Annotated in this window: 8 protein-coding genes; 6 read left to right on the top strand and 2 right to left on the bottom strand. The window is 69.0% G+C overall.

Translation table 11 applies throughout. The features are described from left to right. Positions 1 to 134 precede the first annotated feature (134 nt). The 5 genes from ACFSHS_RS18910 (at position 135) to ACFSHS_RS18890 (ending at position 2,606) form a co-directional block, all read left to right on the top strand. Complete coding sequence (locus ACFSHS_RS18910; protein ID WP_376879458.1) at positions 135 to 461, top strand: hypothetical protein; 327 nt, start codon at positions 135 to 137, stop codon at positions 459 to 461. 24 nt (positions 462 to 485) lie between these two features. Next, entirely contained in the window at positions 486 to 638 is a 153-nt protein-coding gene (locus tag ACFSHS_RS18905; RefSeq protein ID WP_376879456.1) for a hypothetical protein, read from the top strand. A gap of 223 nt (positions 639 to 861) precedes the next feature. After that, positions 862 to 1,209 (top strand): hypothetical protein, encoded by a 348-nt coding sequence (locus ACFSHS_RS18900; RefSeq protein WP_376879454.1) that lies wholly within the window; start codon positions 862 to 864, stop codon positions 1,207 to 1,209. A 79-nt stretch (positions 1,210 to 1,288) separates the two neighbouring features. Then, positions 1,289 to 2,071 (top strand): hypothetical protein, encoded by a 783-nt coding sequence (locus ACFSHS_RS18895; RefSeq protein WP_376879451.1) that lies wholly within the window; start codon positions 1,289 to 1,291, stop codon positions 2,069 to 2,071. 67 nt (positions 2,072 to 2,138) lie between these two features. Beyond that, entirely contained in the window at positions 2,139 to 2,606 is a 468-nt protein-coding gene (locus tag ACFSHS_RS18890; RefSeq protein WP_376879449.1) for a hypothetical protein, read from the top strand. A 79-nt stretch (positions 2,607 to 2,685) separates the two neighbouring features. Here ACFSHS_RS18890 and ACFSHS_RS18885 read toward each other — a convergent pair whose 3' ends face one another. Continuing rightward, entirely contained in the window at positions 2,686 to 3,111 is a 426-nt protein-coding gene (locus ACFSHS_RS18885; RefSeq protein WP_376879447.1) for an SRPBCC family protein, read from the bottom strand. Positions 3,112 to 3,922: 811 nt separating this feature from the next. Here ACFSHS_RS18885 and ACFSHS_RS18880 point away from each other — a divergent pair. Beyond that, positions 3,923 to 4,159 (top strand): helix-turn-helix domain-containing protein, encoded by a 237-nt coding sequence (locus ACFSHS_RS18880; protein ID WP_376879445.1) that lies wholly within the window; start codon positions 3,923 to 3,925, stop codon positions 4,157 to 4,159. Between the two features lie 585 nt (positions 4,160 to 4,744). Here ACFSHS_RS18880 and ACFSHS_RS18875 read toward each other — a convergent pair. Further along, positions 4,745 to 6,013, bottom strand: coding sequence for a trypsin-like peptidase domain-containing protein (locus tag ACFSHS_RS18875; protein ID WP_376879443.1), 1,269 nt, complete (start codon positions 6,011 to 6,013; stop codon positions 4,745 to 4,747). Between the last annotated feature and the right edge of the window lie 56 nt (positions 6,014 to 6,069).

Here is a 6,069-nt window from a genome sequence, read left to right as displayed (position 1 = left end):
CCGCGATCGGCAACCGCCCGCCCATCACCCGCTTGACCAACCTGTCCGGTCAGTACAACTAGGGACGCCCGCCGCAGATGAAGCGACGCTGAGTCCTCGGTGCTTACTGTCACCGGACCATGCCAGATCGAACGGTGACCTACGCGCGCGTCCACCTCGTCGCCTGGGCGGTATGGGCCGGGATGTTGGTCGTCGCCGCCGTCAGAGCGGGCGGCTACAGCCGCGTCGTCGCCGACAGTACGGGCGAGTACGTGGCAATGGGCATCCTCTTCGTCAGCAGCTTCACGCTCGTCGCCAGCGCCGTAGCTGCCAAGCCAAGAGTGGGCCGTTTGCGGGCGACATTTGGCCCTATCAGCGCCGCCGCGGCCATGACCGGTGCGATGCTCCCAGCGGCGCTGAAGTCAGCTGCCAGGAGCTGGCAACACGGTCCCGCCCCGCGTGGCGACTCCGAGAGCGAGTGAGTGACGAACGGGATAGTCGGCACTATGAACGAGGCCTGGTCATTCCTGTTGGCGGTTGCTCCTATCGAGGGCGATGACGACAACCAGATTGTTAGCGCCATCCTGTTTTTCGGCGGCCTCGTGGGAGCGGTCGTGATGACCGTCGTCGAGGTCCGTCGCCGCCGCCGAGGCAAGTAGCTGGTCTAGGGACCTCAGTCGCAGGTGGCCAGTCGCCCGACCTTTCGCATCTCCCTAGGTCCGCGCTGTGTCCCGAAGCGGCCCAGTCAGAGACACACTTTGAAGCACGAGTGGAGCTGTCACCCGAGCCCGGAACAGGAGAAGTAGCACTGTGTTCCGCAGATGGCGACGGCGGTCGACCCTCCCCTCACACGGCCCAGTGGACATTGATGGCATCAGGTCGTTGATCGCGGAGACGTTGGCGACCCTGCCCTCTGGCGCAGCTGAGATCGAGGAGAGCCGTGGACGGCTGCAGCAGTACCCGGACGCTCCCGAGCATGACCTCGACTACCTGCGTCTGCGCGTCACCCCCCGTGCCCCCGGCGCGCTCGACGTTGTGATCGACGTCTACGGCGAGCAAGGCCTGGTGTGCGTCTACATCGGCGGCGACCCGCGGCCGATCGAGCTCACAGCGCCGATCAACATCAATGACAGACCGGCACGGCCCTTCCTTGACATCGTCCGGGAGGTCCTCTCTGAGGTCACGACAGGTCGCTTCGACGGCGACGTCACCGCATCACGTTGGTCATGACCAGATGTCACTCCAGGCGCCCTCCGTCCTTGAGCGGCCCACTAAGGGACGCCGCTCCCCCCTCGCGATACTGGCCGGCATGGCCGCCGCCGACGTCCGATTGCGTGCAGAGCTGTTGGAAGAGGCGCTTGCCGAGCTGCTGCTCTGGGTGAAGCGTCAGGACATCTACGACGACCAATTCGCTGAGGAGACCGCTTGGGTCACCCGGTTGCGACCCCACGTGCGCACCGATGGACTTGCGCCGCTCGCGCCGCTGTACGACGAGGCCTTCGTGCGCTTCGAGGAACTACCTACGGAGCTCGAGAGTCTCGCGCAGATGGTGCAGCGGGCTGAACAGCTACTGGCCGACGGCCGGTTCGATGCCGCCCTCGGCCGCGCCGGGCTTCGCGAGCGCCTTGGCCAACGGCAGAGTGCGCAGACCAGGACGGGCCGTCCGCCGCCTCTCTCGCCCCTGTCCCAGAGCGGCCCACCTAGGGACGCGGGCTACAGCAGTCCAGGGACCGGGGTGCGCGAGCTGGAACCCTCAGGCCGCCTTGACTGCTCACTCGTCGTCCCGGTCTCGAGTTGGCCGTCTCACGAAGAGTGTCATCACCCCTCCGATGGCGACGACCAGCTCAGGGAGGTGCTGGGCCGAGCCGGTTCGCACAACGATCACGAGGGCAAGGCCGGACAGGATGAACAGGACGGTCAAGGCGAGCAGCAGTCGGCTCATGACAGGGAGATCGGATCGAGCCGCTCCCGTACAGGACTGATTGGCAGTCTTCTCGCGTGTTTCGCAGCCGTCCTCGGCCTGCCGTCACGGTGGGTCAGATCGCCATCCACGAAATCGGATCCCTGGGTGGTCGGCTCGAGGTGTCTCTGAGCGGCCCACTTAGAGACACCCGTGGGACGGTTCGGCACCGCACCCGTCGGTGTCTAGTGTGCGTGGCGTGTTCCGTGCCCGGCTCAAGCGCAAGTCGGTGCCGAGAAGTGAGCCCTACCGAACCTTCGCCTTCGGTGTGCTGCTGAGGCTCACGACGACCGAGCATGGAGGACGAGAGACTCCTCTTCCGGGCGGCAGTGACGAGGTGGCGCGCTTCAGGTACCGGCCGGACTGGGGATTGCCCGGGATGAGGCCCCAGGAGGGGACGGGCGCGCCGGTCATGGCGTTCTCCCGAGAGGACATCCACCCCGGGGAGATCGTTCGCGTCGTCATCGTCCCGCCGCATCCACCGATGCTCTCTGCATGGGCGGAGATCGATGCCGGGGCGGAACTGCCCATGTATGAGGGTGCGCGACTCTGCGGGGTGGGGCGCGTCCTCTGGCGGCGCGATGCCGACTGGCCGCTGTCACAAGCGGACGAAGATCGGTTCCTCGCCTGGGTCCGAGGCCCTGATGAAGGCCCCCAGCCCGACTGAACAGCCTGGATCGCTGTCCCTTAAGCCGCCTTCAGGGACGGTCCCCAGCCACGCGTGCTAACTAGCGCACGGCCGGACTTCACACCTGTCTTTCGCTTCTGGCCTTGATCCCCTCGGCCTCGGCGGTCAGGTAGCGATCAGTGAGGCGACGGTAAAACCGTCCCATCACCACGCCCACCGGACCGGCCTGCTCCACCGCCAGCGTCACACGCGTGCTGCCAGGACCGAGTTCCTCGAGCAGGTGCCGAGCGGTGGTGCGGACGCCCGGGCCGGTGGCCACCCAGGTGAACCAGCGGCTCGGCTGGAGCTCGGTCACCACGTACTCGGTCGGGGGGATCCGGGGCTGCTCCACCCGGACGCGCGACCCGACCGCGAGCGGCCCGTCGTCCAGGCGTCGAACCGAGGTCACCGTCGGCGCCCACTCCGGCCACCGCTCAACCTCGCGCAGCACCTCCCAGACCTTCTCGACCGGCGCCTCGACGTCGATTCTGGTGCTCTGTTCCACTGGGCCATCCTGCTCCTTTCGCTACTGGAGAAAGACCAGGATCAAGTGCCACACACCTCATGCCCCCGGGGTTCCGCAATTCGTGGTGACGAGTTACCGGAGGCTCGTCTGCAATGTCGTCCGCATGGGAAACAGCGGAAGCCCCGCCTACCGGGCTCGGCGGCGGGAGCGAGAGCAGCAACGACGCCAGCAGTCCCAACGCGCACAGAGCAAGGAGGCTCGCTCGCCCGCGTCCGATCCCGGCGTTGTTGCTCGGGAACGACGGACTGCGGCGACCACATGCGGGTGGTGCCATGGGCCCATCACTCCGCGAAGCCGCGGGCCGATCCCGAAGTGGTGCTCGGCCACCTGCCGGCACCGCGCCTGGGAGCAAGCGCGAGCCGCAGCCTCCAGCCGGTCCGCCGTCGACATTGTGGAGCGGCGCGTTGAGGTCCCCGTCCCAGCGGCGCCCACTCGCCGAGACTGGGCCAGGCTGCTTGGCGAACTGACGCACCAACTGGACGACGGCCGCGTCTACGACCGCGACCTCGGAGCGCTGCGCGAGGCACTGCAGTCACTACTGGAAGCACTCCGGCGCCGTCAGCAGGCCAGTCGCCCACCGAACCTGCGCTGAGCGCGTTCTCCGGTATGGCTCCAGTACGCCGTGATCAGGACCGGAGGATCTCTACAGGTGGGACTGCCTCGCCATGCGCGGGAGACGCTGCCGATCGCAGCCGGACTGGAGGAGTCCTGGAGACCTGTCCCTCACGCTGGGCAGCGACCGCACGTCGCCGCATCACGGCGACCCCGTCGCCGACACCCAGGGAGTCCCGTGGATCTCGAGGAATTGCGGATCAGCCGAGCCGCCGTAGTGACGCTCGCCCAGGCTGCTGCCGTCTTCGGCGTAGACGTGCGCACGGTGACCCGCGCCATCGAGAACGGCGAGTTGCCGGCCCTCCGTCTCGGTCGACGGGTGCTCATTCCCCGCCTACCCCTGCTGGCTGCCCTGGGGGTCATGGTCGACGACGCCCTTACAGAGGTTCACGAGGCCAGCTCTGACGACCGGTAGGCACCCGACGCGACAAGGGACTGATCTGCCGTGTCCGGCGAGCGTCCGCCTCTGCCCCGGCCCAGCGACTCCCGTCGTGGCCGCGTGGCCTGGGGCGATCTGCGGCCGCGAGTGAGGCGGGTCCCCGCTGAAGTCCCTCCCGCCGCCCGGACCTGGCTCGTGATACTGCACGTGATACTGCCGCCGGCGCATTGGGGGGTATTCCGATGCAGTTAGGTGCCCGTCGGAGTCTCTGACGGAAGGCAGACGTGCAGATCAGAGCACCTGAAGGCATCTGGCTGCTTAGCCATTGACAGGAGTTCGACTCCCCCCTCCCGCACTCGGCCGTGGCACCGGACGGGACCATCGACGGGCGCCGTCGGGCGGGAACGGACAGAGGGCGGCCGCATCCGGGAACGTGCGCCCGAGGCCGCCGCGCGCGGACGACTCCCCTTTCCCGGCCCCCCGTCCTCACCCGTTCCGACGGTGACGCACCCGCGCCGTCCCTGCGCCGGGCACGCGCGCGACCGTGCCCTCCTGGTCGGCGTCCGAGGAGCCCGGGGCTTCTCGTCGTCGACCGGGAGGGCACGGCCCGGCCGTGGGGATCTAGGCCGACGATGCGGCTCCGACCTGGCTCCCGGTCGCCAACCGGCTGCCGCAGTCGTGGCAGAAGCGGGCGTCCGGCGGGTTGTCGGCGTGGCCGCAGGGCTGCTGCGCCGCGGCGGAGTCCGTGGGGGCGGTGGCGTCCGTGGGGGCGGCGGCCCCCTGGGTCTCCGTCGCGACCGGGGAGCCGTGGCGACGCTGCAGCGCGAGGACCAGGCCGACGTTGGTCAGCAGCACGAGAGCGAGGCCGCCTGCGACGTACAGCCACGCGGGGACGCCACTTCCGTCGGAGCGCACGGCCGGGGCGTCCACCGGCGTCAGGGACCCGTCGGCCGGGGCTCCCCCGTCACCCGCAGAGGCGCTGCCGGTCCCGAGCGGGAAGTCGTGCTTCTGGAGGAAGGAGCGGAGTGCGTCGACGTCGGTGATGAAGTTGAAGCTTTGCTCCTCTCCGCGGATCAGGAAGCTGTTGACACCGAGCACCTCGCCGGCCGCGTTGATGGTGGGTCCACCCGACATACCGGGCGAGATGTCGGCGTTGATCTCCGTGCCGGCCACGCCCTCCGGGCTGACCTGGGAGGAGCTCACCGTGCCGCTCTTGAACGAGGCCCGGACGCGTGCGCCGTCGACGACGTCCTCCACGGAGCCCGGGAAGCCGATGGCCGTGATGGGATCGCCGATGGCCGGGCGGTCCGTGGCGACCGGCAGAGCGGGCGTCGAGTCCGAGAGCCCGTTGGCCTTGAGCAGCGCCAGGTCTCCGTCCGCGAGGGGCAGGTGATCGATGACCTGCACCGTCAGCGGCGAGTCGATGACCGCGCCCTCGACGGCGGACGGCTGGATGACCGAGACCGACCGGAGCGGGTCCGACCCCTGCGTGTTGCCCTCCACCTTCCAGTAGACCATCGCCTCGGGCAGCAGATCGAGGGCGTCGTACCCGGTCAGGAACCGGCGCAGGAGGTTCTCGCGCCCCTTCTCCGGGTCGATGCAGTGCCCGGCCGTGACGATGTGCCCCTCCTCGCTGGCGAACCACCCGGTGCAGGCGCCGTAGGCGGTGACCTTGTCGGACCACACCGTGCCGCTGTCCGTCGGGTACTCGATGTAGCCCTCCCACGTGATGCCGACGTGGAGGATCGACTTCTCGGCGTCGCCCAGTTCCGCGGCGAGCGCCGGCGCCGGCTGCAGCACCGCGATCGCCGCGGCGGCCGAGATGCCGGCGAGCGCGGTCAGCGTGTGGCGTCCCCCCGCGGCGGCCCGCTGCCTGGTGGTCTCGTTCATGTCAGCTCCCCGAACTCCGGTGGCCCGCACCTCCGGGCCGATGGGCCAACCGTGCT

Origin of the sequence: Blastococcus deserti (assembly GCF_042682525.1) — a bacterium.
Classification (GTDB): Bacteria; Actinomycetota; Actinomycetes; order Mycobacteriales; family Geodermatophilaceae; genus Blastococcus_B; species Blastococcus_B deserti.
This window is presented reverse-complemented; position numbering and strand designations above follow the sequence as displayed.